Genomic DNA, 255 nt, shown 5'->3' with positions numbered 1-255 from the left:
TTTTCAAAATTGACTTCTTTTTTAATGGGTTCTCTTTCATAAACAACTTCAATCACGAAGTGTTTAAATTTCGGAACTATTCTAACCTGATTAAATTTTTCTACTGTTGTTTTGATTGGATCAATTCTGACAGCTTTCGGGAAGTGAATAAAATTATTTTTAATTTTACACTGTTGGTTAGTGAAAATAACTATCCCTAAGCCATCTTTTTTATCTTTATAGTTGGGCGGTTTTGGTCTGCCTGTGAAAACTTCA

The 255-nt window shown here is 30.6% G+C and carries 1 protein-coding gene; it reads right to left on the bottom strand.

Going from position 1 to position 255, the window contains the following annotated elements:
* The coding region (locus tag HXW94_RS19095; protein WP_218576842.1) for a hypothetical protein at window positions 1-255 on the bottom strand (255 nt) is incomplete at both ends.

It is taken from the genome of Desulfobacter latus, assembly GCF_013389365.1.
Lineage (GTDB): Bacteria > Desulfobacterota > Desulfobacteria > Desulfobacterales > Desulfobacteraceae > Desulfobacter > Desulfobacter latus.
This window is presented reverse-complemented; position numbering and strand designations above follow the sequence as displayed.